At 60.9% G+C, this 26,334-nt stretch carries 25 protein-coding genes; 5 read left to right on the forward strand and 20 right to left on the reverse strand.

Annotated features, from left to right (window positions below; all coding sequences use genetic code 11):
* Nucleotides 1-381 precede the first annotated feature (381 nt).
* Genes POI8812_RS17835 through POI8812_RS14080 form a run of 4 tightly spaced genes read right to left on the reverse strand, consistent with a single transcriptional unit; the run spans nucleotide 382 to nucleotide 5,013 of the window.
* A complete protein-coding gene (locus POI8812_RS17835) occupies nucleotides 382-930 on the reverse strand; it encodes a DUF3726 domain-containing protein (protein ID WP_245895428.1) in 549 nt (182 codons plus the stop codon).
* Nucleotides 915-2,591: a hypothetical protein gene (locus POI8812_RS14070; RefSeq protein ID WP_108783257.1), complete on the reverse strand. Its 1,677-nt coding sequence runs from the start codon at nucleotides 2,589-2,591 to the stop codon at nucleotides 915-917. Before POI8812_RS14070 ends, POI8812_RS17835 begins: the two co-directional genes overlap by 16 nt.
* Nucleotides 2,588-3,562: a membrane dipeptidase gene (locus tag POI8812_RS14075; RefSeq protein ID WP_108783258.1), complete on the reverse strand. Its 975-nt coding sequence runs from the start codon at nucleotides 3,560-3,562 to the stop codon at nucleotides 2,588-2,590. The genes POI8812_RS14070 and POI8812_RS14075 overlap by 4 nt, the downstream gene beginning before the upstream one ends.
* Nucleotides 3,562-5,013 carry an aldehyde dehydrogenase family protein gene (locus POI8812_RS14080; RefSeq protein ID WP_108783259.1) on the reverse strand — a complete coding sequence of 484 codons (1,452 nt, stop codon included), beginning with the start codon at nucleotides 5,011-5,013 and terminating at the stop codon, nucleotides 3,562-3,564. Before POI8812_RS14080 ends, POI8812_RS14075 begins: the two co-directional genes overlap by 1 nt.
* Before the next feature lie 94 nt (nucleotides 5,014-5,107).
* On the opposite strand from POI8812_RS14080, the gene POI8812_RS14085 reads away from it, so the two are divergent.
* Entirely contained in the window at nucleotides 5,108-5,965 is an 858-nt protein-coding gene (locus POI8812_RS14085; protein ID WP_162844967.1) for a LysR family transcriptional regulator, read from the forward strand.
* Nucleotides 5,966-5,975: 10 nt separating this feature from the next.
* Here the strand turns inward: POI8812_RS14085 and lpdA are convergent, their stop codons facing one another.
* The 15 genes from lpdA to irr form a co-directional block, all read right to left on the reverse strand.
* Nucleotides 5,976-7,361, reverse strand: coding sequence for a dihydrolipoyl dehydrogenase (gene lpdA / locus POI8812_RS14090; RefSeq protein ID WP_108783261.1), 1,386 nt, complete (start codon nucleotides 7,359-7,361; stop codon nucleotides 5,976-5,978).
* 111 nt (nucleotides 7,362-7,472) lie between these two features.
* Nucleotides 7,473-7,871: an MAPEG family protein gene (locus POI8812_RS14095; RefSeq protein ID WP_108783262.1), complete on the reverse strand. Its 399-nt coding sequence runs from the start codon at nucleotides 7,869-7,871 to the stop codon at nucleotides 7,473-7,475.
* Entirely contained in the window at nucleotides 7,868-8,038 is a 171-nt protein-coding gene (locus POI8812_RS17730; RefSeq protein WP_162844968.1) for a hypothetical protein, read from the reverse strand. Before POI8812_RS17730 ends, POI8812_RS14095 begins: the two co-directional genes overlap by 4 nt.
* Nucleotides 8,035-8,616, reverse strand: a complete 582-nt coding sequence (locus POI8812_RS14100) for a hypothetical protein (protein WP_146186177.1) — start codon at nucleotides 8,614-8,616, stop codon at nucleotides 8,035-8,037. Before POI8812_RS14100 ends, POI8812_RS17730 begins: the two co-directional genes overlap by 4 nt.
* Nucleotides 8,617-8,753: 137 nt before the next feature.
* Nucleotides 8,754-10,250, reverse strand: a complete 1,497-nt coding sequence (odhB, locus tag POI8812_RS14105) for a 2-oxoglutarate dehydrogenase complex dihydrolipoyllysine-residue succinyltransferase (protein WP_108783264.1) — start codon at nucleotides 10,248-10,250, stop codon at nucleotides 8,754-8,756.
* A gap of 1 nt (nucleotide 10,251) precedes the next feature.
* Nucleotides 10,252-13,209 (reverse strand): 2-oxoglutarate dehydrogenase E1 component, encoded by a 2,958-nt coding sequence (locus POI8812_RS14110; protein WP_108783265.1) that lies wholly within the window; start codon nucleotides 13,207-13,209, stop codon nucleotides 10,252-10,254.
* 66 nt (nucleotides 13,210-13,275) lie between these two features.
* Nucleotides 13,276-13,743: a DUF805 domain-containing protein gene (locus POI8812_RS14115; RefSeq protein WP_108783266.1), complete on the reverse strand. Its 468-nt coding sequence runs from the start codon at nucleotides 13,741-13,743 to the stop codon at nucleotides 13,276-13,278.
* A 10-nt stretch (nucleotides 13,744-13,753) separates the two neighbouring features.
* Nucleotides 13,754-14,638: a succinate--CoA ligase subunit alpha gene (gene sucD, locus POI8812_RS14120; RefSeq protein WP_108783267.1), complete on the reverse strand. Its 885-nt coding sequence runs from the start codon at nucleotides 14,636-14,638 to the stop codon at nucleotides 13,754-13,756.
* 16 nt (nucleotides 14,639-14,654) lie between these two features.
* Nucleotides 14,655-15,461, reverse strand: coding sequence for a class I SAM-dependent methyltransferase (locus tag POI8812_RS14125; RefSeq protein WP_162844969.1), 807 nt, complete (start codon nucleotides 15,459-15,461; stop codon nucleotides 14,655-14,657).
* Nucleotides 15,462-15,694: 233 nt separating this feature from the next.
* Nucleotides 15,695-16,888 (reverse strand): ADP-forming succinate--CoA ligase subunit beta, encoded by a 1,194-nt coding sequence (gene sucC, locus POI8812_RS14130; protein ID WP_108783269.1) that lies wholly within the window; start codon nucleotides 16,886-16,888, stop codon nucleotides 15,695-15,697.
* A 186-nt stretch (nucleotides 16,889-17,074) separates the two neighbouring features.
* The gene (lnt, locus tag POI8812_RS14135; protein ID WP_108783270.1) at nucleotides 17,075-18,637 is read right to left on the reverse strand and encodes an apolipoprotein N-acyltransferase; all 1,563 of its coding nucleotides are present in this window, start codon (nucleotides 18,635-18,637) and stop codon (nucleotides 17,075-17,077) included.
* A gap of 2 nt (nucleotides 18,638-18,639) precedes the next feature.
* Nucleotides 18,640-19,554 (reverse strand): hemolysin family protein, encoded by a 915-nt coding sequence (locus POI8812_RS14140; RefSeq protein WP_108783755.1) that lies wholly within the window; start codon nucleotides 19,552-19,554, stop codon nucleotides 18,640-18,642.
* A 40-nt stretch (nucleotides 19,555-19,594) separates the two neighbouring features.
* The gene (gene ybeY, locus POI8812_RS14145) at nucleotides 19,595-20,089 is read right to left on the reverse strand and encodes an rRNA maturation RNase YbeY (protein WP_108783271.1); all 495 of its coding nucleotides are present in this window, start codon (nucleotides 20,087-20,089) and stop codon (nucleotides 19,595-19,597) included.
* Nucleotides 20,086-21,105: a PhoH family protein gene (locus tag POI8812_RS14150; RefSeq protein WP_245895431.1), complete on the reverse strand. Its 1,020-nt coding sequence runs from the start codon at nucleotides 21,103-21,105 to the stop codon at nucleotides 20,086-20,088. Before POI8812_RS14150 ends, ybeY begins: the two co-directional genes overlap by 4 nt.
* A gap of 149 nt (nucleotides 21,106-21,254) precedes the next feature.
* The gene (gene irr, locus POI8812_RS14155) at nucleotides 21,255-21,686 is read right to left on the reverse strand and encodes a Fur family transcriptional regulator Irr (protein WP_211310410.1); all 432 of its coding nucleotides are present in this window, start codon (nucleotides 21,684-21,686) and stop codon (nucleotides 21,255-21,257) included.
* 66 nt (nucleotides 21,687-21,752) lie between these two features.
* Between irr and POI8812_RS14160 the strand changes: the two genes are divergently transcribed.
* From POI8812_RS14160 to fabB, 3 genes are all read left to right on the forward strand, one after another.
* Nucleotides 21,753-22,820: a DUF5671 domain-containing protein gene (locus POI8812_RS14160; protein ID WP_108783272.1), complete on the forward strand. Its 1,068-nt coding sequence runs from the start codon at nucleotides 21,753-21,755 to the stop codon at nucleotides 22,818-22,820.
* An 85-nt stretch (nucleotides 22,821-22,905) separates the two neighbouring features.
* Nucleotides 22,906-23,415 carry a bifunctional 3-hydroxydecanoyl-ACP dehydratase/trans-2-decenoyl-ACP isomerase gene (gene fabA, locus POI8812_RS14165; protein WP_108783273.1) on the forward strand — a complete coding sequence of 170 codons (510 nt, stop codon included), beginning with the start codon at nucleotides 22,906-22,908 and terminating at the stop codon, nucleotides 23,413-23,415.
* A 34-nt stretch (nucleotides 23,416-23,449) separates the two neighbouring features.
* The gene (gene fabB, locus POI8812_RS14170; protein ID WP_108783274.1) at nucleotides 23,450-24,679 is read left to right on the forward strand and encodes a beta-ketoacyl-ACP synthase I; all 1,230 of its coding nucleotides are present in this window, start codon (nucleotides 23,450-23,452) and stop codon (nucleotides 24,677-24,679) included.
* Nucleotides 24,680-24,687: 8 nt separating this feature from the next.
* Here the strand turns inward: fabB and POI8812_RS14175 are convergent, their stop codons facing one another.
* On the reverse strand, nucleotides 24,688-25,434 hold the full coding sequence (locus POI8812_RS14175; RefSeq protein ID WP_108783275.1) for a hypothetical protein: 747 nt from the start codon (nucleotides 25,432-25,434) through the stop codon (nucleotides 24,688-24,690).
* A gap of 97 nt (nucleotides 25,435-25,531) precedes the next feature.
* On the opposite strand from POI8812_RS14175, the gene POI8812_RS14180 reads away from it, so the two are divergent.
* On the forward strand, nucleotides 25,532-26,320 hold the full coding sequence (locus POI8812_RS14180; protein ID WP_108783276.1) for an enoyl-ACP reductase FabI: 789 nt from the start codon (nucleotides 25,532-25,534) through the stop codon (nucleotides 26,318-26,320).
* The last annotated feature ends 14 nt before the right edge of the window (nucleotides 26,321-26,334 follow it).

The raw sequence follows: 26,334 nt of genomic DNA on the forward strand, positions 1-26,334 counted from the left end.
TGAAGGTCGTAGGTTCAAATCCTACCCCCGCAACCAAATCAAAAGCATTGCAAGAACATGAGTGCGCGCAAGCGCCCATACTTGCCGTCACCACAAAACTCAATCACGACGCCAAATCAACGACGCCTTTTTTGTCGCCGGTGTGCGCATTGGGTGCAGCAAGCTAGATGTTGATGACAGTGTTTTGGGCGACGTTACACATGTTCGTGTCGTCTGCTCTATTAATGACGATCGCGCCCAACCGGGATCGCAGGACTGCTAGAGTTCGCGGATGTGACAGTGACCCCAAATGGACGAATGATCATCACTCGTGCTGATCAGTCCGGCAAGTCCTGGGAACAGACTGCCCTCATCCGAAAAGATGGTTTTCGAGGGCGGCGTTCAGTCGTCGGCGCCACCCGCGCCCAGTGTGCGGGATTGTTCTGTGGCTGGTGCGTAGGTGCGACGTGCAAACAGCTCCAGCTTGGTAAGTGCGGTGTCGTCGCACGTCGCTCTATGGCAGATTGAGGTGTGGGAGCTATTCGTTCCGCAGGGTTCGACTATCATTGTCCCGCGAGCTGGAAGGGTTCCGACGACTGATAGCCCTTCGCCAACGTAGGCGAACCCGTCCTGCCAAGTCATACGAAATCCTGAACTTCCCAATCCAAAGAGCAGGAGCGCTGGCGCTATCACATCAACATGCTCTTCGCGGCCACGCGGCGGTTGATCGCTGAGTCGGCAGGCGAGCGTCAGGCCGCATTGGCCGACGACGGTGCCACGGTTGTCTAAAAGAAAGGTGAGGGTCGCTGCGCCGTCGAGTCCCCATTCATGCAGAAACCGCACGGCCCGCCCGGCCTCGTCTGCCATGCCCCAACTGAAGCCAGCGCCGCGCGCAGCCTTGCGGGCAAGCGATTGTACTTCGTTCAGCGAGAGGGTCATTGGATCGGGCACGGATAGACCCAGCGATCACAATTCCAATCGCACAATTCGTCTGGGTAGGGCGCGCCAGCATACATGCAAATGCGCAACCATCGGTCAGAGCGCGGGTCAAAACAGGTCGCACCAAAGAAGGACAGTTTCGCGCGCAGCATGTCGATGGGCATCATGTCCGCCGCGATGGTGTTGTCGCGAATTTCACCATAAGGGGCGAAGGCACAGATTTGCGCACGCCGCACCGTATGGCGATGTTCTGGATGTTTGACCAGGAATTCCGCGATCTCTGTGCCCGCATCCCAGTGTTCCAAAACCTGATGGGCAAGTGCCGCATCTCGTGCCGGCGCAAGGGGTTGTTCGTAAGGTTCAATCGGTTCCTCAAACCGTTCGCCGAGACGCGGTTCAAGCTTTTCCTCAGATACATACCAAGCCCGAGCGATCTGCGGGGACTCACTCCAGTCGCGCTCCAACGCCCAGCCAAAGCTTTCCTGCAACAGTCTGAGCACCTCACCGACTGTCATTCGACCGTTGATGCGAAAGCCTTGCTCGGTCACATCGCTCATACAGTCAGCAAGCCCGTCCACCAGATCAGGATAAGGCTCAAGCATCAGTGAGTTCAGCAGCTCCTGCCCCTCAATGCTCAAGGTTTCGGAGGCCCATGCGGCCAGCGCTTTCCACGGTGTCGGCTGGGTCAATGACGCTTCGGCGAGGTAGTGACGCAGCGCCGCCAGATCATTACGCAATTCCGCGCAGCGCTCTGCCTGTCTGGGATGGGCGCTGTTCCAACGAGCCACGGTTTCATCAGCCCCGTTTAGACAAGCCTCGAAGATCCCGATCGCTTCAGGCGTTGCTGACGTTTCAGAAAGAACGCGCGCCAGCGCTTCTTCCCGCGCCATGATCCAATTGTTGAACAGGACCGGATGATTGACGAGAAACGGTGCCATGCCGAGGCCGGTCGAATTGCCGATGCCAAGAAGGCGCGCATTGGCAGAGGACAGGCAAACGGCGTCATCACCGCCGACCTGCTGCGCCATATGCTCCACCAAATCGCGCACGAATGTACGGATCAGATAGACGGTTAACATCTCCGCTTGGAACGGGGGCTGAAGCTCCCGCCGATCTGCGAGATACTCCCGATCTGCTGCACCGAATTTACCTGAGCCATAGACGGCTGTTGTGCGCATCAAATAGCCGGTTTCTGCCAATTGCGCCGGGTCTGGCTGCAACCCGGCCGCAAGCCGTTCGACCACGTGGGACCACAGCCGGGTAGAGCGATTGGCGCGCGATAGCGTCAGTTCGCGTTCTGTGATCCGCCCCGCCTCCTGTAGCGGGACATTGGCGCGCAGGCGCGAGATATCATCCTCTGTGGGCGCCCCATCGAATAGCGCAAAGGTCGTATCCCAGGCCTCTGCAATCACCCGGTCAGAACGTAGCGAGTCGGGCAAATCATGCGCAAATGCCACCAAGGAATAGGTCCGTTCAGGACCATGTGCTGAATAGACCGCATAACCCACACCGTTGCGGTCGATCTCAAACCGGGGACGCGAAAAACTCCATCCTTCACGCGCCATCCGGCGGGTGAGCTGGCGCATGAAGCTGAGCCGGCACTGGTGTAACGCGCCCAGCCGTTCGAGGCGCATGACCTCTTGCGGTGGGCGGCGTTGCACCGGGGCGTTCATGATCGCGCCCCGAAATTCTCTGCGAAGAAGCGGTACCAGTTGCCGCCCATCACACCCGCAACTTGCTCGGCGCTGAGGCCTGCATTGCCTAATCCGCGTTCGATATTGATGAAGTCGCGATTGTCCTGAAACCAGGTCGGCATGGGCGGGAAGCCCGGCGCGCTGGCCGATCCCTCTCCATAGTCGATTTCCTTGCTCCAACGGCCCACGCGCATCCACTCCACCACGCTGTCAGGTTGATCCTGGCACAGATCGGACCCAATCCCGATATGCTCGAAACCGTAACGCGCGCCTGTCTCTGCAATCATGTGGCAAAAGCTCTCAAGCGTGCAGTCGCTCTTATCCTTTAGGTGGTGGGGGTAGAGCGAAAATCCCAGCATACCGCCGCGCCGGGTGACAGCCTCGATCACCTCATGCGGTTTGTTGCGCAATGCAGGCTGCCAGTCATGGGGGTTCGCGTGCGTGATGGCGATGGGCCGCTCTGACAGTTCAGCCGCCTCGATGGTAGAGCGGTCGCCGGAATGGCTCATGTCGATCACCAGGCCAACGCGGTTCATCTCCTTTATCACCTGTCGTCCCATCCGGGTGATGCCGCTATCTTCCTCTTCATAGCAGCCCGTCGCCAGTAGCGATTGATTGTTATAGGTCAACTGCATGAAGCGCGCGCCGAGCGTGTGCACAATCTCCACCAGGCCAATATCGTCTTCGATGGGGGAGGGGTTCTGAAACCCAAAGAATATCGCTGTTCGCCCGCTGTCGCGCGCGCGATCAATATCCGCTGCATTCAGCCCCTTCATGATCAGGTCCGGATACTGCTCTAACCACCGATTCCAGCGCTCGAAATTGAGCACCGTCTCCCGGAAGTTCTCGTGATAGGCGATGGTGACGTGCACGGCGTCCACACCACCCTCCCGCATCTGGCGAAAGATATTCTCTGACCAGTTGGCATATTGCAGCCCGTCAATGCGCATCACTCTGGCTCGCCTGCAGCGATATAGGCTGTCTTTACGGTCGTATAGAATTCCGCCGCGGCCTTGCCCTGTTCACGTGGGCCATAGCTACTTTGCCCTCGGCCTCCGAACGGCACGTGATAATCGGTTCCAGCCGTCGGCAGGTTCACCGTGACTACGCCTGTGCGGGCGTTGCGGCGGAAATGTGTCGCGCGGGCGAGGCTTTTCGTGACGATCCCCGATGTCAGGCCGAACCGTGTATCATTGACTGTATCAACAGCTTCTTCATAAGAGCCGACTTTGATCACGGAAGTCAGGGGCGCAAACATCTCTTCCCGATTGATAACCATTTGATTTGTCGTGTTCAGGAAGATGCCAGGTGTCATGTAATACCCTTCGGTAGAGCGCTCGACACGAACACCGCCAGTCGCCAGTTCGGCGCCTTCAGCGACACCACGCTTGACCCAGTCAAGGTTTTCGTTCAATTGCGCTTCGCTGACGACGGGGCCGATCTGTGTGCCGGGCTCCAGCGCATGCCCCACGATCATCTTTTCTGCGCCTGCGACGAGCTTTTCTACAAAAGCATCGTGCACCGCCTCGTGCACGATCAGGCGTGAGGAAGCTGTGCATTTCTGGCCTGTTCCCCCAAAAGCGCCTGCCAAAGACAGGCTAACGCCAAGGTCCAGATCGCCGTCATCCATGATGACGAATGCATTCTTCGAGCCCATCTCCATCTGTACCTTGGTCAGATTTGCAATGGCGCTCGCCGCAATCCCTTTTCCGACCGGGACCGAACCGGTGAAGCTAACCGCGTCGATCATCGGGCTTTCGACCAGGCGTTGCCCGATGGTGCTCCCGGCGCCCATGACGAGGCTGAAGAGCCCGGCAGGAATGTCTTGCTTCGCGATAATCTCTGTCAGTGCCACGGCAGAGGCAGGCGTTACATTGGCTGGCTTCCAGACAACCGCGTTGCCATAGCAAAGTGCGGGCGCAATTTTCCACGAGGCCGTCGCGGTCGGGAAATTCCAAGGGGAAATGACAGCCACCGTCCCGACCGGCTCGCGCCGCACATCGATCTCCACACCTGGTCGGACGGAATCGGCATTTTCACCCAGTTGCCGCAGACACTCTGCCGCGTAATAGGTGAAGAACTGACCTGCGCGATAAACCTCACCCTTCCCTTCGGCCAACGGCTTACCCTCTTCACGAGACAGGAGCGTGCCCAGCTCTTCCGCGCGGGCCATCATTTCGCGTCCAATGGCGTCCAGCACGGCTTGCTTTCGCTCCATGCCGTAGGCGGCCCACTCGGCTTGTGCAACCTTGGCGCACTCCAACGCGCAGTCCAACTGATCGCGCGAGGCTTGGGCGAAATGTCCGATCAAATCGCTGAGGTCGGAGGGGCTCCGGTTCTCGACTGTGCTTTCCCCTGAAACCCACGCGCCCGCAATGTAGTTTTGCTTCGTCTCAGTCATGTTCGATCCTTGTTTCGCTGCGAGCAGGATGGACGGGGATGTAAACATCGGTCAAACTCAAATTCCGCAAGTCAAATTCGGAAAATCCGAAGCCATGACAATCAAGATCGATATGCTGCGGTGTTTCAGCGCCGTCGCTGAGGCGGGCCATCTTTCCGATGCAGCCGCCCGGCTTGGCCGCAGTCCGTCCGCCGTTTCCGTCATGGTGAAGCAGCTAGAGGAGCATCTGGGCGCGCCCCTCTTTGAAAGTGATCGTAAGAGCCGCTTGACCCCGCTTGGTGCAGAGGTGTTCGAGTTGGCTCGCGCGCAACTTGCGCAATTTGACGAAGCGGTAAACGCAATGGAGCGGTCTGCCCGCGCCCCCGGCGGCATTGTCCGCATCGCCGCGGTCCCCTCAGCCGCTGGGGCCTTGTTCGACGAGGTTCTCACCTATCTGCAAAGTCACTATCCGCAAGTACAGGTCGAATTGCGGGACGCAGACAGTCAAGCCGTGCTGGAGGCACTGGTGCGTGGTGTCGTCGATATCGGCGTGGCGTCCGGACAGCCCACGCTGAACCAGATTCATCAGGAGCCGCTTTTTCAGGACAAGTTCGGTATGGTCGCCCATGTGGACCACCCGCTTATGGTGAGAGCAGAACCGCTCGATCTGCGCGATCTTGCGAATGCGCCATGTCTTCACAATGACTTAGCGCGGCAACACGGCATTGATCCCGGCGCGCGCAGCGGGGCGACAGTTCACAACACCCTGTCTCTGATCGCTTTGCTGCGGACAGGGAAGTGGGTGACAGTATTGCCGGAGTCTGTGGTGCGCTTGGCGCCGGGCGTGCTGGGATTTCGCCCCGTGACCGGTCTTTCTCAGCAACGCGAGGTGTCACTGTTTCTCAATCAGCGGGCGCCTCTGCCCGATGTGGTTGCGGATCTGGCAAACCGCATTCGCCAGATCCATTTGTAAGGGCCTGACCTCAGGCGTGGATCGCGCCATCGCCGCACGCTAGGGCGGCCTCACGCATCGCTTCGGAGAAGGTCGGGTGCGCGTGGCAGGTGCGGGCGAGGTCTTCGGCAGCTGCACCAAACTCCATCGCGACGCAGACCTCGTGGATCAGATCACCGGCCATCGGGCCGATCAGATGCGCGCCGAGGATGCGGTCGGTCTCCGCATCTGCGAGGATCTTGACGAAGCCCTCACCGGCAAAATGCGATTTCGCCCGTGCGTTGCCCATGAACGGGAACTTGCCAACCTTGTACTTGCGGCCCTCAGCCTTCAGCTGCTCCTCTGTCTGGCCGACATTTGCGACCTCCGGGTGGGTGTAGATCACACCAGGGATTACAGAGTAGTTAACGTGGCCATGCTGACCGGCGATGGTTTCGGCGACGGCCATGCCCTCATCCTCAGCCTTGTGGGCGAGCATGGGGCCGGAGATCACATCGCCAATGGCATAGATGCCCTTGATATTGCTGGACCAATGGGCGTCTGTCTTGACCATCCCACGCTCCATTTCCACGCCCAGTTCCTCAAGCCCCAGGCCGGAGGTGTAGGGGCGGCGGCCGGTGGCGAGCAGCACAACATCGGCGTCGAGCGTGTGTTCGCTGTCATCCTTACGCTTTTTGTAGGTGACGGTGGCCTTGCCGTTTTTCACGGACGTGCCCTGCACCGCAGCGTTCAGTTCGAACTTAAGCCCCTGCTTTTTCAGCATCTTAAGGAACTGCTTGGAGATCTCGCCGTCTGAGCCGGGGATGATGTGGTCCTGGAATTCAACGACGGTGACTTCGGAGCCAAGGCGTGAGTAGACCGAGCCGAGTTCGAGGCCGATCACGCCGCCGCCGATGACGACCATCTTGCCCGGGACTTTCTTCAGTTCCAAAGCGCCGGTGGAGGTGACGACGACTTTCTCGTCCACCTCAACGCCGGGAAGGCTTGCCGCCTCGGAACCCGTTGCGATTACGATGTTTTTCGCGGTGTGAACCTTATCACCGACCTTGACCTTGCCCGCTTCGGGGATGGAGCCGTAGCCCTTGAGCCAATCGACCTTGTTCTTTTTGAACAGAAACTCGATGCCGCTGGTGTTGCTGTCGACGGAGGACTGTTTGTATTCCAGCATTTTGGGCAGATCGACAGAGGGTGATTTGCCCATCAGGCCCATTTTCGCAAAGTTCTCAGTGGCTTCGTGGTACAGCTCAGAGGCGTGCAGCATCGCCTTTGACGGGATGCAGCCCACGTTGAGGCAGGTGCCGCCCAGCGTCTCCCGCCCTTCGACACATGCGGTTTTCAGGCCCAGTTGCGCGCAGCGGATGGCGCAGACATAGCCGCCGGGGCCTGCTCCGATAACGATCACATCATAGTCGGCCATTTGGCTCTCCTAATTTGGTTAACGGGCGAAATCTGGTGTGCACAAAGCGTACACAGACCGTACACCACCCGTACACCGGAGATATGCACTCCGGCAGTTGGTTAACACCGCTCAGAACAGAGCGACGATGAGCATGAGCGCGGTGGCCAGAAAGCCAACGAGCCAGATAAGCGTGCGCCATGGCACCCAGCCAAACGCATAGGCGGGCACGTAGAGAATGCGCGACACGACATAGGCCGCAGCGCACCCGGCGGTGAAGGCTGAGTTCTGTCCACTGAGCTGAATGACGAGCACGGCAATAGTGAACAGGATTAGCCCTTCGAAATGGTTGTTGAGCGCGCGGTAGAGGCGCGCATTACGCGGAGAAAGCTGATCCTCCATCCGCCCCTTGTCGCGCGGCGACAGGGTTTTGCCCGCGCCAAGTTCGAGATTGGCGGGAACTGCCATCAGCACGAACTGGACGATCTGGAGAAGGGCGGCGCAGGCGAGGGCGGTGAGTTCGGGGGTCATGCGTGTCTCCAATTCTGGCTGAGACCTGCGAGGGTAACGTCGAGACGCTGCATCGTTGCCCCCTTCTTATAAAGGATGTAGGCCCCCTGCATGATGCTGGTCACGCAAAAGAGCGCGAGCAGGACGAGCGGCATGCTCTCGCCGGTCTGGAGCCAGAGGAGGTTCATTCGCCGCCTCTTTCGAGCTTCTTTGCGTCTTTGCGGTAAAGCCAGCAGCCATATGCGAGGACGATCGAAAGTATCGAAAATATCAATCCGCCTACTGAGCTTGAAGGTGGCCCCTGAGTGAGAGTCGGAACCGTGGTGAGAAATGTAAGTATGCAAACCACATATGATGCATAGGCAGCGATCAAACTGCGCCGCTTCACGCCGTATAGTATCGCATACTTCAAAAATAAATCGACGATGATCATCAGCGCCGTTTCTTCGTAATCCTTAATGCCGATTACACTCAGAAAAAGCAGTAGAACGAATATAGAAATCTCAACCCAGAGCACAATTCGAAGTGACAAAACGGCATAATAGATGCCCCTTCGCCCGTCTGCGCCAATGCGCTGGTTCGGATCACTCGGGTGGGGTGCCGTGATAATTGGAGGAAAAATCACCCGCATGATTGACGAAGTCCAGCGGCGCAGTGCTCCCGAGCGCACGTTTGCAATCGACTCACTTCTCACGGTCGAATTGCCTCGCCCGGCATCGCCGGGCAGCGCCCGACCCGCCCCCCAGGGCGGGCGCTTCTCGCCCACCCTCGGGTCGGGCGCTGCCCTATGTTGTTGAGAGTGGGCATTTGATGCGCTCTCCTTAGGCGGTGGCATGCCCCGGACTTGATCCGGGGGCGTGATGTTCAGAGTGGTCCCGGCTCGGTGGCCGGGACGTGGCTTTCTTACAGGTCCATCAGCAGGCGCTGGGGATCTTCCAGCGCTTCTTTTACGCGGACGAGGAACGTCACAGCGCCTTTGCCGTCCACGATGCGGTGGTCGTAGCTGAGGGCCAGGTACATCATCGGGCGGATGACGATTTCGCCGTTCACCACGACCGGGCGGTCCTGGATCTTGTGCATGCCGAGGATGCCCGACTGTGGCGGGTTCAGGATTGGCGAGGACATGAGCGAGCCGTAGACGCCACCGTTGGAGATGGTGAAGGTGCCGCCCTGCATTTCTGCCATGCTGAGCTTGCCGTCGCGGGCCTTTTTGCCCATCTCACCGATCTTCTTCTCGATGCCCGCAAAGGACATCTGATCGGCATCGCGGATCACCGGCACGACGAGGCCCGTGGGCGTGCCAGCGGCGACACCCATATGGACGAAGTTCTTGTAGACGACATCGGTGCCGTCAATCTCCGCATTCACCTCGGGCACTTCTTTCAGCGCGTGGATACAGGCCTTGGTGAAGAAGGACATGAAGCCGAGGCGCACGCCGTGCTTCTTCTCGAACTCGTCCTTGTACTTCTTGCGCAGGTCCATCACGGCCTTCATGTCCACCTCGTTATAGGTGGTGAGCATGGCGGCGGTGTTCTGCGCATCCTTCAGGCGGCGGGCGATGGTCTGGCGCAGGCGCGTCATCTTCACACGCTCTTCGCGGGCCGCATCCTCTGCCGGGGATGGCGCGCGCGGTGCAGCGGGTGCCGGTGCGGCGGCTTTCGGTGCGGCAGCAGCCTTCATGACGTCTTCCTTCATGATGCGGCCATCGCGGCCGGTGCCGGTGACCTGATCGGCGGTCAGACCCTTTTCGGCCATCATCTTGTTGGCCGACGGCGCGTTCTCGACATCCTTGGAACCGCTGGCGGCTGCTGGAGCAGCGGCAGGCGCCTCCGCCTTCGGAGCAGGGGCGGCTGCGCCCTCTGCGGACAGTTCGGCGAGGATGCCGCCCGCCTGAACGGTGCCGCCTTCCTCGACCAGCAACTTGGCGATGGTTCCGGCCTGCGGGGCGGGAACCTCAACAGAGACCTTGTCGGTTTCCAGCTCGGCGATCATCTCATCCGCCTCGACAGTGTCGCCGACCTTCTTGAACCAGCTGGCGACGGTCGCTTCCGTCACGCTTTCGCCCAGAGAGGGGACGGGGACGTCGATATGGCCCTTGGGCGCCTCGGCGGCGGCGGGTGCGTCTTCTTTCGCAGCGGCGGCCGGGGCAGGGGCGGCGCCCTCCCCCTCACTGATCGTGGCGAGCAGGGCATTCACCCCGACGGTTTCCCCTTCGGCGGCGACGATCTCTCCGAGTGTGCCAGCGACAGAGGCCGGGACCTCTACCGTGACCTTGTCGGTCTCAAGCTCGCAGAGCATTTCGTCAACAGCTACGGCGTCGCCGGGCTTCTTGAACCAGGTGGCGACAGTGGCTTCAGTGACGGATTCGCCGAGGGCGGGGACGCGGACTTCGGTGCTCATCTTAGTTTCCTTCTCCGGTCAGCGCGTCGTTCACAAGCGCTTCCTGTTCATATTTGTGCTGAGAGGCCAGGCCCGTCGCGGGCGAGGCGCTGGCGGAGCGGCCGGCATAGCGCGCCCGCTTGGATTTGCTGTCCTGACGCGACAGGACCCATTCGATATTCGGCTCAACATGGAACCATGCGCCCTGGTTCTTGGGCTCTTCCTGACACCAGACAATTTCGGCATTGGGGAAGCGGGCCAGTTCCTTGCTCATCGACTGGGCGGGGAACGGATAGAACTGTTCCAGCCGCATCAGGTAGACATCGTCGAGGCCCTGTTCGTCGCGTGCTGCGAGCAGGTCATAGTAGACCTTGCCGGAGCTGATCACGACGCGCTTGATCTTGTCATCGGCCTTGAGCTTCATGTCCGAGTTGCCGTGCTGGGCATCGTCCCACAGGACGCGGTGGAAGGACGAACCCTCTGCCAGTTCTTCCATCGTGCTGACGGCCATCTTGTGACGCAGCAGCGATTTCGGCGTCATCAGCACCAGCGGCTTGCGGAAGCTGCGGTGAATCTGGCGGCGCAGGATGTGGAAGTAGTTCGCTGGCGTCGTGCAGTTCGCAACGATCCAGTTGTCACCCCCGCAGAGTTGCAGGAAGCGTTCCAGACGGGCCGACGAATGCTCCGGTCCCTGCCCTTCATAGCCGTGGGGCAGCAGCATCACGAGGCCGGACATGCGCAGCCACTTGGACTCGCCTGACGAAATGAACTGGTCAATCATGATCTGCGCGCCATTGGCGAAGTCGCCGAACTGGGCTTCCCAAAGGGTCAGCGTGTTCGGTTCCGCGAGGGAGTAGCCATATTCGAAGCCGAGCACGGCGTATTCGGAGAGCATGGAGTCCACGACCTCATAGCCCGCTTGACCGCTTTCGATGTGGTTGAGCGGCAGGTAGCGCTCCTCCGTCTCCTGGTCGATGATGCCGGAATGGCGCTGGGAGAAGGTGCCGCGGGTGGAATCCTGACCCGCGAGGCGCACCGGATACCCCTCGGTCAGCAGGGAGCCAAAGGCCAGCGCTTCTGCCGTGGCCCAGTCGAGCCCCTTGCCGCTTTCAATCATCGCCTTCTTGGCTTCGAGCAGGCGAGAGACGGTGCGGTGCGGTTTGTAGCCGTCGGGCAGGCGGGTAAGCGCCGCGCCGACTTTCTTGAGCGTGTCCATGTCCACGGCGGTGGTGCCGCGCTGATACTCTTCCTTGCGCCGCTCCATATGGGACCAGCGGCCGTCGAGCCAGTCAGCCTTGTTCGGCTTGTACTCTTTGCCAGCCTCGAACTCTTCGTTGAGGTGTGCCTGGAATGCGGCCTTCGCGTCTTCGATCTCGCCCTCGGGGATCAGACCGTCGCGGATTAGACGTTCCGTGTAGAGTTGCAACGTCGTCTTCTGCGTCTTGATCTTTTTGTACATCAAGGGCTGCGTGAACATCGGTTCATCGCCCTCGTTGTGACCAAATCGACGGTAGCAGAACATGTCGATCACGACGTCTTTGCCGAACTTCTGCCGGAACTCCGTCGCGACCTTGGCCGCGTGGACAACCGCTTCCGGGTCATCACCGTTCACGTGGAAGATCGGGGCCTCAACCATCAGCGCGATGTCGGTCGGGTAGGGGGAGGAGCGGGAGTTGTGCGGCGAGGTGGTGAAACCGATCTGGTTGTTCACAACGATATGGATCGTGCCGCCGGTCTTGTGCCCGCGCAGGCCGGAGAGGCCGAAGCATTCCGCCACGACGCCTTGCCCGGCAAAGGCCGCATCACCGTGCAGCAGGACGGGCATAACCTGTGTCCGCTCTTCATCGCCCAGCTGTTCCTGCTTTGCGCGGACCTTGCCGATTACGACCGGGTTCACCGCCTCCAGGTGGGAGGGGTTGGCCGTCAGCGACAAGTGCACTTCATTACCGTCAAAATCGCGGTCAGAGGATGCGCCGAGGTGATATTTCACATCGCCGGAGCCGTCGACATCCTCGGGCTTGAACGATCCGCCCTGAAATTCGTTGAAGATCGCGCGGTAGGGCTTTGCCATCACATTGGCGAGCACCGACAGACGGCCCCGGTGGGGCATGCCGATGACGATTTCCTTAACACCCAGCGCGCCGCCGCGCTTGATGATCTGCTCCATCGCAGGGATCAGCGATTCACCGCCGTCGAGGCCGAAACGCTTGGTCCCGGTGTACTTGACGTGCAGGAATTTCTCGAAGCCCTCGGCCTCCACCAGCTTATTCAGGATCGCCTTGCGGCCCTGTTTGGTGAAGGCGATTTCCTTGCCGTAACCCTCGATCCGTTCTTTGAGCCACTGGGATTCCTCAGGGTTCGAGATGTGCATGTATTGCAGGGCGAAGGTGCCGCAATAGGTCGCCTTCAGGATCTCGACGATCTGGCGAAGGGTCGCAACCTCCAGCCCCAGAACGTTGTCGATGAAGATCTGACGGTCATAGTCATCTTTGGTGAAGCCATAGTTCTCAGGCTTCAGTTCGGGATGGTCTTCGGGATCCTTGAGGTTCAGAGGATCGAGATTGGCAGCCAGATGCCCCCGGATCCGGTAGGCGCGGATCAGCATGATCGCGCGGATCGAGTCGGTCACGGCCTTGCGCACCTGATCCTGCGAAAGCTCGGCACCTTTCGCGGACGCTTTCTCGACCACTTTCTTGGCGAGTTTCTCTGGCGTTGCGGCTTCGTCCCACTCTCCGGTGAGAGCGGCCACCATGTCGCCTGTCGGCACTGGCGGCCAATCCGTGCGCGCCCAGGAGGGACCAGCGGCAGCATCGCGCGCGGCGTCATCCTCATCAAGCTGGGCGAAGAAATCCTGCCAGCTTGCGTCGACGCTCGCCGGATCGGCGACATAGCGCGCGTGCAGCTGCTCGACATATTCAGCGTTGTGCCCTTGCAGGAAGGACGAGTTATGGAACTGGTCGTTACTTGACTGATCCGTCATCTTTTTTCTCCTGTCGGGCGTCGTGGAAGGCGTCCGGGTTCAAATCTAAATACGATCCCTACGGGATCATTCCTTTGAGACCGACCCAGGGGGCGGCCCGTATTTGTTTGTTTCTGGATCGCTGCGGCGGACGTAGAAGAAGATCAGAGCCAGAATACTAAAAAGCAGTGATCCAAGAGCGATGAAAAGCAGCCAAAGTGCCAGTTGTTCATCAAACACCACGCTAGCCGCACCCAGAAAAACGGGGCTGAGATACAAAGGCGCCCACACCAGCCCACCCCACCAGCCTGATCTTCCGGTATCGTGCAAGCGACGCGCTGATACCGCAAATGTGGGCGGAACTAGTGCTAAGAAGATCAGCGTGGAAAGCCAGAAGCTTTCGGGACCGAGCAGTCTTAGTTCCGCTCGATCCGCAAGAAAGCTGATCAAACAGAGGGCCAGAAAGAACCACCAAAACTCACTTCGCGAAGCACGCCCGCTAAAGGTGGCGTAGTGCGACGAAAGGTTACGTTCTAGCGCTTCGGTAAAGCCCATCTGTCTTATCTCACTTCCCAATCGCCTTCAGCACGGCCTCGCCGAGGCCTGCAGGGCTGTCGGCCACCACGAAGCCTGCGGACTTCATGGCTTCGATCTTGTCCTCGGCACCGCCTTTGCCGCCGGCGATGATCGCGCCTGCGTGGCCCATGCGGCGGCCCGGAGGGGCCGTGCGGCCCGCGATGAAGCCCGCGATGGGCTTGGCGCGGCCCTTCTTGGCCTCGTCCTTGATGAACTGCGCGGCGTCTTCTTCGGCCGAGCCGCCGATCTCACCGATCATGATGATGCTTTCGGTCTCATCATCCCCCAGCAGCAGCTCGAGCGCGTCGATATGCTCCATGCCCTTGATCGGGTCGCCGCCGATGCCGATGCAGGTCGACTGGCCGAGGCCCGCTGCCGTGGTCTGGCCCACCGCCTCGTAAGTCAGTGTGCCGGAGCGGGAGACGACGCCGACGGAGCCGCGCTTGTGGATGTGGCCCGGCATGATGCCGATCTTGCAGGCATCCGGCGTGATGACACCGGGGCAGTTCGGGCCGATCAGCGTGGATTTCGAGCCTTCAAGCGCGCGCTTCACCTTCATCATGTCGAGCACCGGAATGCCCTCGGTGATGCAGACGATCAGCTCCATCTCCGCATCAATCGCCTCAAGGATCGCATCCGCGGCGAAGGGGGGCGGAACGTAGATCGCGGTAGCATTGGCCTGCGTTGCGTGGCGCGCTTCGGCCACCGTGTCAAAGACCGGCAGGCCGATATGGCTGGAACCGCCCTTACCGGGTGTCACGCCGCCGACCATCTTGGTGCCATAGGCAATCGCCTGCTCGGAGTGGAACGTGCCCTGCGAGCCGGTGAGGCCCTGACAGATCACCTTGGTGTTTTCATTGACGAGTACGGCCATTGGAGCCTCCGTTCCTTTAGGATTGCGGGGCCGGCGCGGTGTCCGGCTTGATGAGGAGTGCCTGAATGTTGTCGTCAAACATCAGGTTCAGGCGGTTGACGATGCGCATCTCGAACCCGGCGCGCACGGCCACGCGGCGCAGGGAGGATGCGGTGAAATAGTTGACATGGTCCGGCCAGCGAAAGCCGCACCACTTGCGGCCCCGAACCTTGCGGTTGACCGAGCCGAAATTCGGGACGCGCACATAGACACGGCCCCCCGGGCGCAGGGCGCGGGCGGCCCCTTGCAGCACGCGATCGACCTCAACCTCGTGTTCCAGGTAGGAATGCATCATGACAGCGTCGAAGTGGCCCTCTGGAAAGTCCCAGATCGCGTCTGCGCCCGCGCCGTGAATGCAATAGCCCCCGCGGCTGCGCATCAGTTCGTCTGACATCTGATACTGAGCTTTCGAGATTTCGATCCCATAGGGCACGAAAGGCGGCTCCATCCGGTGCCCGCCGCCGCAGCCGATGTCGAGCACCTTGCCGCCGCCCAGCAGCTTGAGAAACTTCTCCGAGCGGGTGGGCCGCAGGCTGCGAAGCCCTGCCCGCATTTTTGCGACAGCAGAGCGGCCCCCCTTGCGCGGTTTTGCCTCAGACACTTCGGCAATCTGCTTTTCCCAGGCAAATTCCTCGACAAGCGCGTCATAGCTTGGAGGGTTCGTCAGGTAGACGAAGCGACATGACGTGCATTCCGCAACGCGCCACTCATCCTGCGAAAACGCGGGGAGCGTATTCGCTTCGGCACTGGTGCAGGAGGGGCAGGGGCGGATGGGGTTGGTCATCTCACAAAATCCTCCCCCAGCACGCAAACAGGGACGCTGAGACCTCGACAGATGCCAGTCGCAACGCTTGGGTCTGGCTCCCAACATTGGCTGCGACATGCAAAAGCGGGCATGGTCAGCGCGGCCAGTGCGGAGCCATTTTCTGGAATGTAAGACGCTTGAGGCACGTTAGTTCTTTCCGTCGATAATTGCGGGGGCTTTGGCGGCCAGTGCCAGCGCCCCCGCACTCTCGCTTAGCCCTTCACAGCCTTCACGATCTTCTCGGCTGCGTCGGCGAGGTTGTCGGCGGCGATGACGTCGAGGCCGGAGGTGTTGATGATCTCCTTGCCTTTCTCGACATTCGTGCCTTCGAGGCGGACGACGAGGGGTACTTGCAGGCCGACCTCTTTCACTGCGGCGACCACGCCCTCGGCGATGACGTCGCACCGCATGATGCCGCCGAAGATGTTGACGAGGATGCCCTTCACGTTCTCATCGGAGGTGATGATCTTGAAGGCTTCGGTCACCTTCTCCTTCGTGGCGCCGCCGCCCACGTCGAGGAAGTTGGCAGGCTCGGCACCGTAGAGCTTGATGATGTCCATCGTCGCCATGGCGAGACCCGCGCCGTTCACCATGCAGCCGATTTCACCGTCGAGCGCGATGTAGTTCAGGTCGAACTTGGAGGCGGCAAGCTCCTTGGGGTCTTCCTCGGTCTCGTCGCGCAGGGCCATGATGTCCTGGTGACGGTAGAGCGCGTTGCCGTCGAAGCCCATCTTGCAGTCAAGGCACTTCAGATCACCTTTGTCGGTGACGATCAGTGGGTTAATCTCAAGCATTTCGAGGTCTTTTTCGGTGAACAGCTTGTAAAGCTGGTTCACCAGCTTCACGCACTGCTTGACCTGCGCGCCTTCCAGCCCGAGGGCGAAAGCAACCTGACGACCGTGGAAGCCGGAGAGGCCAGAGGCCGGGTCAACGTCGAAAGACATGATCTTTTCGGGCGTCTCAGCAGCGACTTCTTCGATGTCCATGCCGCCTTCGGTTGAGCAGACGAAGGCGATGCGGGAGGTTTCGCGGTCGACGAGCATGGAGAGGTAGAGTTCGCGCTCAATGTCGGAGCCGTCCTCGATGTAGATGCGGTTGACCTGCTTGCCCGCCGGGCCGGTCTGGTGCGTGACGAGGGTACGGCCCAGCATCTTCTGCGCTTCCTCGGCGGCTTCCTCGACCGACTTGGCGAGGCGCACGCCGCCCTTTTCACCGGCGCTTTCCTCTTTGAAGGAGCCCTTGCCCCGGCCACCGGCGTGGATCTGTGCCTTCACGACCCAGAGCGGTCCGTCGAGTTCACCCGCTGCGGTTTTTGCTTCTTCGGCTTTGGTGATCGCACGGCCGTCAGAGACGGGGGCGCCATAGGCCTTGAGAAGTTGCTTTGCCTGATACTCGTGGATGTTCATGGCCGATCCTTTCGCTCATGTCGTTGCGCAAAGGGCAGGGCCGTTGCGCCGTTGCGTAAGAACCTATGCGCGCAGGCGTCTGGGGCAAAATGCAAAGGGCGGGCAAAACCGGGGTCGGATCGGGGTATCGGCGGCTCTGTGATCACACCAATTTTTGTGTGATCACAAATTAACCAGAGTGGCGCCTCAGGGGCGTGTGCGAATCACCAAGAGCCCGGCGGACACCGCCAGCAGCAACACGAGCCCCGGCAGATCGCCGCCGCGTGCGTAGGGTGGCGCTGCGATGGCTGCGGGCAACGGCCCTTCCAGAAATCCCTGCTCACCAATGGCGAGGCTTTGAAGAAGCGCGCCCCGCGGGTCGATGAGGGCCGAAATGCCCGTGTTTGCGGCGCGTGCCGCGGGCAGGCCCTGCTCGATCGAGCGGAAGCGCAATTGCGCCAGATGTTGGTGGGGGCCGGAGGACGTGCCAAACCAGGCATCATTGGTGACCACTGCAATCCATTCGGCGCGGGGCTGATCGGGCACGCGCAGTTCATGTGGGAAGATTGCTTCATAGCAGATCAGTGGCAGCGCACGGGGGAGGCCCTCGATTTCCAGCGTTGTTGGTCCGTCGCCCGGGACGAAGCCGCCCGCCGTGCCGCCGGCGGCAAGTCCACGCAAACCCAGCCGTGAAAGCTGCCGGTCGAAGGGAATGAACTCCCCCCCGGGCACGAGACTATGTTTGTCGTAATGGGCGGCGATCCGACCATCCTCGGCCACCAGGGCGATGGAGTTGTACCAATTGGCCCAGCCCGGTTCCTCCACACGCCGGCGTGCGCCGACCAGAGCGGGGCGGCCGTCGGTGGCCTGTGCGATGTCCTGCCAGGCATAGATCAATCCTGCGACCTGCACTGCCGGGGTTTCAATGCGTTGCGGGACTGCGGTTTCAGGCCAGAGAATGACGTCATATTCCCCGCCGCGCGATGCATCGAGGGCGCGGTTGTAGAAGACTGGCATGCCCTCGGCCGTCCATTTTTCCCGCTGGGTTGCATTGGGTTGGACGACGCGAACGATGAAGGGTTCTTCCCGCTCTGGGATGGGCGTGTCCAGACGGGCTTGCCCCATGGTCCAACCCAGACCGAACAGGCCGATGGCGACGAGGCTCGGCCATTGCCCCTTGCCGGAGAGGGCCAGCATCCCCCCCATCAGGAGTGTTGCAAAGCCCAGCAGGTGCGGTCCGATCAGCGCGCTCATCTGCGCGACCGGCGTGTCGAGCCAGCCATAGGCGATGAGGCCCCACGGAAAGCCCGTGAGGACATAGGTGCGTGCAAGCTCGAACAGCGTCAGCGCTGTGGCAAGTGCAAGTATCCCGTGCCATCCCCGCCGGGTCTGGGGGGTGGTCAGCCGGTGGGCCAGTGCGAAACCTGCCGCCCAGAACAGTGCAAGCCCGCCTGCAAGCCCGCCAATCGCGAAAGGGATCATCCAGCCGTGCCGTGCGGCATCGACGAGGAACGCTTCATGTATCCATGAAAGGCCCACGATCATCATGCCAAAGCCCGCGGCCCAGCCCGTCCACGCCGCCCCCTGCCAGCTGGTGCGCCCCTGCCATAGCCAGACAAGAACGGGGAGTGCGAGCAGATAGATCGGCCAGACGCCCCATGGGGCCTGTGCCAGTGTCAGCGCAGCACCGGCGAGCAGTGTCACGAAGAAGCGTGGCCAGCGGCCAAGACCGTCCAAGGCACGGCTGAGCGCAGGTACGGAGGACGCCATGCCTATTCGGCTGCCTGCTGTACGGGTTTCTCTGGATCATGGATGCGGACGCGCATGCGCTTGATGCGCCTCGTATCTGCGTCGATAACCTCGAACTCATGACCATCGGGATGTGTCACCACCTCGGCCCGTTCGGGGATGCGACCGGTGAGCATGAAGACAAGGCCCCCCAACGTGTCCACATCCTCGTCCAGTTCATCGGCCAGCAGGTCGACGCCTGCATCCTTTTCGAAATCGACGAGTTCCGCGCGGGCCGAGGCGACGAAGGTGCCGTCATCCTCACGCCGCCAGAGGGCGGTCTCTTCGGTGTCGTGTTCGTCTTCGATATTGCCGACGATTTCCTCAAGCAGATCCTCGATGGTGACGAGACCATCGACGCCGCCATATTCGTCAATCACCAGCGCGATATGAATGCGCGTGCTTTGCATCCGCTGGAGCAACGCTCCCAGAGGCATGGAGGGGGGCACGAACAGGATGCGACGCACCAGACCTGCAAGATCAGGCTCTTTCGCCTCGGCCCCAAAGGCAAAGCCAAGGGCAAGATCCTTGAGGTGGAGAAAGCCGATCGGGTCATCGAGCGTGTCGTTGTAGACGGGCAAGCGGGTGAAGCCACTGTCGCGGTAGGTCGCCATAACCTCATCGAGTGAGGCGTCCTGTGCGATTGCAGCAATGTCGGCCCGTGGCACTGCCACGTCCTGAACGCGCTTGTCGCGCATGTTGCGCAGATTGATGAGCATTTCGCGCGCGCCCGCTTCGGACGCTGCTTCCATCGCGTTCTGGCTAGGCACGGGATCGGCGGCGGGATTGCGCCGGCGAAAGAGGCGGGACAGAAGCGGCGTGGGCCGCGTCAGACTGTCGGCTGGCTCGGGCTGCGCGCGGTGCGCCGCCGTAGAAGAGCCTTCGGGGCTATTGCTCATCGTCTCCATCTTCATGAACGGGCGAGATCGCCCACATCCCCTAATATGGGTCCGCTATCCCTATGCTGGCAAGGGCTTCGCTTTCGAGTTTTTCCATCAATTGCGCGTCTTCCTCGGTTTCATGGTCGTAGCCGAGCAGATGGAGGGTGGCGTGGAGCAGAAGATGGGTCGCGTGATCGGCCAGCGCCTTGCCCTGTTCGCGCGCCTCTCGCACGCAGGTATCATAGCTGATGGCGATGTCGCCCAGCGCATCATCGAAGCCATCGGGGGCTGGCGGCGGCGCCGGGATTTCGCCGGGCATCAACGGCGCGAGATCGTGCGCGGGCCAGCTGAGCACATTGGTCGGTTTGGGCTTGTCACGAAACTCGGCATTGAGCGCTGCGATCCGTGGATCGTCGCAGGCCATGATGACGATCTCGTACCCTTCAGGCGCTTTTGCGGCTTTCAGGGCGAGTGCCGTCGCGCGGTCCGCCCAATTTGGCAACTGGACCTTTTCCCATCGCGGATCTTCGATGACGATGTCGAGGGTGGTCACGCCGCCGGGTCCCGGTCGTAGGCCTCGATGATGCGTTGCACCAGTTTGTGGCGCACAACATCCGTCGCTGTGAAGCGTGTGAAGGCGATGCCTTTCACGCCGCGCAGTACGCGTTCGGCCTCAACCAGTCCGCTGGTGACGCCGCGCGGCAGGTCGATCTGGCTCATGTCGCCGGTGATCGCCATGCGGGAGTTCTCGCCCAAGCGGGTCAGGAACATCTTCATCTGCATTGTTGTGGCGTTCTGCGCCTCATCGAGGATCACGAAAGAGTTCGAGAGCGTGCGACCGCGCATGAAGGCGAGCGGGGCGATTTCGATCCGCTTGTCCTCCATCAATTTGGCGACCTGCTTGCCCGGCAGGAAATCGTTCAGCGCGTCATAGAGCGGCTGCATGTAAGGATCGACCTTCTCCTTCATGTCACCGGGCAGGAAGCCGAGGCGCTCACCAGCCTCAACCGCCGGGCGGGACAAAATGATGCGGTCCACTTCGCCATTGAGAAAATAGTGCATGGCCGCGGCAACGGCGAGGTAGGTCTTGCCGGTGCCTGCCGGGCCGAGGCCGAAGACAAGTTCATGCTCGAAGAGCTGGGCAACATAGGCGCGCTGGGCGGGCGTGCGCGGCTCCACCACCTTCTTGCGGGTGCGAATTTCGATATGCTCCGCCTCTCCGGGGAACATTTCCACCTGATCGCCTGGCTCGGGCTGGGTGTCAGAGCCGGAGCGGCCCAGCCGGATGGCGGCATCCACATCTCCGCTTTCGACGGTCTTGCCTTGCTCCAGCCGTTCGTAGAGCGCGGTCAACGCCTCCGCCGCGCGGCGCACGTCATCTTCGTCCGTGCCTTCAACAGTGAACTCGTTGCCACGATGGTGGATGGTCACGCCGAGCAATTGCTCGACCTTAGCGAGGTTGAAGCCATGCGGGCCAATCAGCTCGATCAGCAGCATGTTGTCGGGAAAGCTCAGGACCGTTGCGGTTCCGGTGGCAGCGGGCGGGGTGGGCACGGCTTGATCGGCCAACGGGTCTCCTTCCCTCGGGTGGGTATTGCTCTGGTTCGCTTATCGTGCCGGGTGGATGCGGGCACGGCAAGGGGCAAAGGGTGCGATTGGCGCACCTGTCGCAGCCTCTGGCGGGGATATTTGTCTGAAAGTGAAAGAGGTGGGCCGCGTCAGGCCCGGCGCACGCGGATCACAACATCGACGCGCGAAATCTCCGCCCCTTCGGGCGGTTCGGGGAGCCGTTCGAACTTCACACTCTCTGTCGGTGCGTCCGTCAGGCTGCCGTCATCCTCCCAATAATAGTGGGGATGATCGTCGATGCGCGTGTCGAAATAAGAGCGTGTACCGTCAACGGTGACTTCATTCATCAGGCCCGCATCGCAAAAGGCGCGCAGCGTGTTGTAGACCGTTGCCAGCGAGACGGAGATCCGGGAATTCTGTGCCGCGTGGTGGAGCCCCTCCGCCGTGACATGGCGGTTCTGACCATCGCCGACCAGCAGTTCCGCCAGCGAAAGACGTTGCCGGGTCGGGCGCAATTCAGCACCTGCGAGCCAGTCGCGTGCGCGCCGTTCGGGCGTGATCGTGGAGGACATCTGTTTCATCGTGCTACAAACCTAGGTAGTTCTTTGCAAAATTGCCAGCCCGTTTGCCGGAAAGGGCCCGTTCGCATGTCGAATACCAAACTTTTGTCTCAATATGTTGAAGGTGCTTTGAATGCGGGCTTGAGCCATTCGCAGGTCCGTGCCCATCTGGAGGCCGCTGATTGGCCCGCGGATGCCATCGAGGATGCGCTGGGCGAGTGGGCGGAGATCGATGTCATCCCACCCGTCCCGCGCGCGCGGGCAGTCTTTTCGGTCCTCGATCTGTTCACCTATCTGGCGCTGCTGGTCATGCTGGCGCTGACGGCGTTCTATATGATCTCGCTGAGCCTTGGTCTGATTGAATATGCCTTTGATCCGCCCTCTGCCTCCAGTTGGCAGAGCGACCATCTGGCCTCCTCCGCGCGCTGGGCGCTTGCAATCATCGTTGTGGCCGCACCGATCTATGGCCTGTTGGTGCGCTGGACAGATCGCGACGTGATGCGCAATCCCGTGAAGCGCACAGCGGGTGTGCGACGGTTTGCCATCGGGCTGACCATGCTGATCTCGGCGGCGGTTTTCGTCGGGGATCTGGTCTTTGTCGTCTATTCGTTTTTGCAAGGGGACGTCACCATCGCTTTCCTGTTGAAGGCGCTGGTCGTGGCTGCGGTCGCACTGGCCCTGCTTGCCATCGGCCGAGAGGATCTGAGTGCCCAGCGTGGAAGGTTCAAGCGCCCCCTGCTTTGGGCTGGGGCAGGGGCCACCGTCTTGCTGATCATCCTGACGGTTCTGGCGCTGGGCAGCCCGCGGGAGGTGCGCAGTGCTCAGCAGGATCGCGAGGCTTATGACGACCTCACGCGCATCGCGGTTGCGCTGCAATGCCCGGATGAGGGGAGTGCCGTTCTGCCTGAGACGCTGACCCCGGCAGCCCTTGCGCAATTCTGCGATGGCGTTCGTTTGCGCTTTGCGGCCGAACCCGATGCAGGGGGCGCGCCGCCCTATGCCTATACCCGGATCGGAGAGACCGGTTTCACCCTTTGCTCAGAGTTTGGCGATGCCGCAGCGCTGGAAGGGCGCCGGACATGGACGCCGGACGGGTTCTGGTTCTTCAACACGGCGACGGGATGTGTTGAGGGCAGTATTCGCGCCGCGCAGTAGCGCCCAAGGCCCATTGCCGCCCGGCGCGATCCGATGCTAGGAAGCGTGATCGAAAGAAACGAATTGAAAGACTGCGGGAGCGCCCATGACTGATCGTCCGACAAGCATCGACTATGATGGCCTGATGAAATGTGCGCGGGGGGAGATGTTTGGCCCGGGCAACCCGCAGCTTCCCGCGCCACCGATGCTGATGATGGACCGTGTTACGGAGATCAGCGCCGATGGTGGGGAGCATGGCAAAGGCCATGTGATCGCGGAATTCGACATCAATCCTGACCTGTGGTTCTTCCAGTGCCACTTCCTGGGCGATCCGGTCATGCCGGGTTGCCTCGGCCTCGACGCGCTGTGGCAGTTGACCGGCTTTAACCTCGGCTGGCGCGGCATGCAGGGTAAGGGCCGCGCGCTGGGCGTGGGTGAGGTAAAGTTCACCGGCATGGTGACACCGGATGTGAAGCTGGTGACCTATGAAGTCACCTTCACCCGCGTGATCGACCGCAAGCTCAAGCTTGGAATGGCCAACGGCGTGATGAAAGCTGATGGCGAGACCATATATACCACCACGGACATGAAGGTCGGCCTCTTCCAAGAGGACTGATCCAGGGTAACCGAGGGCAAAAAGGGGGGACGCCATGCGTCGCGTAGTCATCACGGGCATGGGCGCTGTTTCGTCCATCGGGAACAATGTTGAAGAAATCGCGGCCAGCCTGAAGGCGGGCCGTTCGGGGATCGCAGCTGACACGGATATGGCCGAGCGTGGCTTTCGCAGCCAGATCAGCGGCGCACCCAAGATCGACATCAAAGAGCATATCGACAAGCGCGCCTTGCGCTTCATGGGGCCGGGCGCGGCGTACGCCTATATCTCGATGACGCAGGCGATTGCCGATGCGGGGCTGGAGGAGAGCGATATCTCCAACCCGCGCACGGGTCTTATTGCCGGGTCCGGTGGACCGTCGACGCAGAACCTCTTTGCCGCCCACCAGATCGTGCTCGAGAAGGGGTCGCCCAAGCGGATCGGCCCGCTCATGGTGCCGCGCGGCATGTCCTCGACCGTTTCGGCCAACCTTGCCACGGCCTATGCGATCAAGGGGATCAACTATTCGATCACCTCGGCCTGCTCGACCTCGCTGCACTGCATCGGGTCGGCGGCGGAGCAGATCCAGTTCGGCAAACAGGACGTTATGTTCGCGGGTGGTGGCGAGGAGTTGGACTGGACCCTCTCCTGCCTCTTCGACGCGATGGGCGCGATGAGCTCCAAGTATAATGATACGCCAGAGAAGGCCTCCCGCGCCTTCGACGCCAACCGTGACGGCTTCGTCATCGCGGGCGGCGGCGGCATGGTGGTGCTTGAAGAACTGGAACACGCCAAGGCGCGTGGTGCGAAGATCTATGCCGAGGTCACGGGCTTCGGCGCGACCTCCGACGGCGTGGATATGGTGGCGCCGAGCGGTGAGGGCGGCGAGCGTGCCATGCGCCTCGCCCTCGACACGATCCCCGAGGGGCGGTCCATCAGCTACATCAACGCTCACGGCACCTCGACCCCGGTGGGCGATGTGGGTGAGATCGAAGCCGTCCGCCGCGTGTTCGGCGAAGGCTCCACACCGCCGGTGTCTTCAACCAAGTCGATGACGGGCCACAGCCAAGGGGCCACCGGCGCACAAGAGGCGATCTACTGCCTCCTCATGCTGCGCGACGACTTCATCGCCCCGTCTATCAACGTGGAAACCCTCGACGAAGCGCTGAAACCGGAAGAGATCGCAACCTCGCTGGTAGAGAACGCCGGCCTCGACACGGTCATGACCAACAGCTTCGGCTTCGGAGGCACCAACGGCTCGATGCTGATGAGCAAGTGGCGGGGGTGATGAGCGACTTAATGCTTCGTCTTTGAACTTCGGTTCCACCAGCCGAAGACTGATTTCGGTTGGCGGTTCTCGATCTCGCCCGCCGCGAGGAGGTCTTTCGCGATTTCGGCAACGCGCGCTCCCCATTCCCCATCCTTACCGCCCTCGATTATTTCAAGGCTAGGATGGCTAAGGATGTAAGCACAGGCGGCGATCTCAATCTTTGTGGCCTGCCAGTCTTTTGCGTCAACTGACTTTTCGAAGTTGATCTTCTGCTGCTCTGTCATGCCTTCCGTTAGGCTTTCGAGGTTTAGTTCAAATTGGCCTGCATTTGAGTAAAAACCGTAATCCAAGCAATGGAGTATGGGCAGGTCTTCGTCGCCATCGAGTAGGTCTTGTGCAGAATCGCCTACGAGATCGAGCCACTGCAATTCAGCCAGCCAGACGCTTGGGTATGCCGAGTATTTTACCAGTTTGGTGCCGAGGTGAGCTTCGTTCAGAAACGGCCTCGTAAAGTCCAGTCCATGGATCCTGATGAGATTTCCAAGGCTTACTCTGACGCCACTGCCTTTGTGCGCACCAACAGAATTCAACATCGCTGCCAATTTTCGGAGTTCTTCGGAAATGTAGCTCCACTTAACACCATGTTCTTGAAGCGTTGAGATATAGTGCTCGAAATTGCCGATGACGTCCAAAATGCTCTCCGCTTCTGGCGATACGTCGCGTTGCAGGAGCAGCGGAACTGCCTTGGCCTTCTCGGGCTGAGTATCGGACATTTGAAATCTCGCAGGTCTGGTTTTTGCATTGCGCTTAAGGCGACTGTTTGTGAGGTTGCTACAGAATGGCAATGGTCGACAACCGAAAGGCCCCAAAATGACCCAACTCATGGCTGGCAAGCGGGGCCTCGTGCTCGGGGTTGCCAATGACAAGTCCATCGCTTGGGGCATCGCCCGGACCCTGGCCGAGCATGGGGCCGAGATGTGCTTCACCTATCAGGGTGAGGCGTTCGGCAAGCGGGTGGAACCGCTCGCGGCCTCCCTCGGTGACCCCTTCTGCCTCGATTGCGATGTGACCGATGAAGCCTCCCTCGACCGGGTCTTCGCGGCCATCGAGGCGAAATGGGGCAAGCTCGATTTCATCGTCCACGCCATCGCCTATTCCGCCAAGGAGGAGTTGACGGGCCGCTTCGTGAACACCACGCGGGCGAACTTCCTGAACTCGCTCGACATCTCCTGCTATTCGCTGATCGACATCAGCCGTCGGGCCGCACCGCTGATGAGCGAGGGCGGCTCAATCATCACGCTCAGCTTCCTGGGCGCGCAGCGCGTGACGCCGAACTACAACGTGATGGGCGTCGCAAAGGCTGCACTCGAAAGCACGGTGCGGTACCTCGCCAACGACCTCGGCCCGGATGGCATCCGCGTGAACGCCGTCTCCCCCGGCCCGATGCGCACCCTCGCGGGTGCTGCCATAGGCGGGGCGCGCAAGGTCTACCGCACGACGGAGGCGAACAGCCCGCTCCGCGCCAATGCCGACCTTGCCCATGTCGGTGGTGCAGCGCTCTACATGCTCAGTGATCTGGGCGGGTCAACCACTGGCGAAGTGCTGTTCGTGGACGGTGGTTATCACGCGACAGGCATGGCTCAGCCAGAAAACCTCTAACCGTCTTCATCTGT

This window comes from Pontivivens insulae (genome assembly GCF_900302495.1).
Taxonomy (GTDB): Bacteria; Pseudomonadota; Alphaproteobacteria; order Rhodobacterales; family Rhodobacteraceae; genus Pontivivens; species Pontivivens insulae.